This window comes from Tenacibaculum finnmarkense (genome assembly GCF_900239185.1).
Classification (GTDB): domain Bacteria; phylum Bacteroidota; class Bacteroidia; order Flavobacteriales; family Flavobacteriaceae; genus Polaribacter; species Polaribacter finnmarkensis.
This window is the reverse complement of record NZ_OENA01000035.1, coordinates 1-1,227: the sequence shown is the minus strand read 5'-3', so window position 1 is coordinate 1,227 and position 1,227 is coordinate 1. Positions and strand designations below refer to the sequence as shown.

The following is a 1,227-nucleotide window of genomic DNA, read 5'->3' as shown; positions in this document are numbered from 1 at the left end:
CAGGGCAAACTCATACTTTAATATTTAAGACTTTTAATAGATATGCTTCATTCCAACCAGCTTTAAGTCTTTTTCCAGCAATACCTTGTTTCTCTGTTTTTTCATTTTTCAATAAATTCAATGCAATTTTCAATAGTATTGAATAGTTTTGAGCCGCATTTTTATTTCTTTTTCTAGAGGCATCTTCAGAGAAAGCAACATCTAATGTCCAATGTAATTTATTCTCTACACCCCAATGAGAACGAATATGATTTTGATAATTTACAGCGGTATCTTTTAAGCTAGAAATATAATATCTAGTTGCTTTTTCTGTTAGTTTATCACTGTTTTTGAATTCCCTTATACTTTCTATTTTTATAACTTGACTCAGGCTATTCCATTTATTATCTGTGTTTTGAATAAATTTAAAATTAGAAATAACACTGCATTTTCTAGTTTCAATTCTTCCATGTCCAAGATCAATATTTGTGTCTATTTCTATGCCATTTGAAAATTTAAATTCATCCTTTATTTCTTCCAATAGTTGCTTCTGATTTCCTTTTACAGCGAGTATATAATTTGCATCATTATCTATAATCTTATCTGCAATGTTGATTTGTGTTCCCATTTCATCTATTGTAATTATATTTCCTGCTACACATAAAGTATCAAGTAATTCTGGAATCGCTGTAATTTCATTAGATTTTTCATTGACTCTAATTTGACCCAACACTAAATTATTTTGATCCGCCCATGCACTAACCATGTGTACAGGTGATTTTTTTCCATTGGACTTTGCTCCCCTAATCGTTTTTCCATCAATAGCTATTACTTGACCTTTTGATATCATTGAAATTGAATTAACCCATTCGATAAAACATGTTTCAAACTCAGCACTATCTATAGCCGAAAACACCCTATTTATAGTGTCTTCCGATGGTATTCCGTTTGGTAATTCTAAAAATTTCCTTAAAAATTCTTCTTTTGAACAGGCAAACTCAACCATTTGTTTCCATGTTTCTGCTCCACAAATAACAGAAATTATACCAATAAGGAGGATATCAACCAAGTTGTGTAACTTGTTTATATCGCTTCTAGGATCTTCTATATTGCCAAAAACACTTACTAATTTACTATTTGAATTCATCGCTTAATTTATCTAAAAATCAATACAATATAGTTCAAATTAACAAAAGGAACAATTTAGAGTCAATGAAATTAATTTAATAAAAGTGTGAGTTTGCCCTG

At 29.7% G+C, this 1,227-nt stretch carries 1 protein-coding gene; it reads right to left on the bottom strand.

What is annotated here, in order from left to right; genetic code table 11:
• Nucleotides 1-10 precede the first annotated feature (10 nt).
• Entirely contained in the window at nt 11-1,126 is a 1,116-nt protein-coding gene (locus tag AQ1689_RS03825) for an ISAs1 family transposase (protein ID WP_101955243.1), read from the bottom strand.
• Between the last annotated feature and the right edge of the window lie 101 nt (nt 1,127-1,227).

Excerpts from the sequence above, each read along its gene's own strand:
- AQ1689_RS03825 (WP_101955243.1), bottom strand. The coding sequence starts at position 1,126 with ATGAATTCAAATAGTAAATTAGTAAGTGTTTTTGGCAATATAGAAGAT.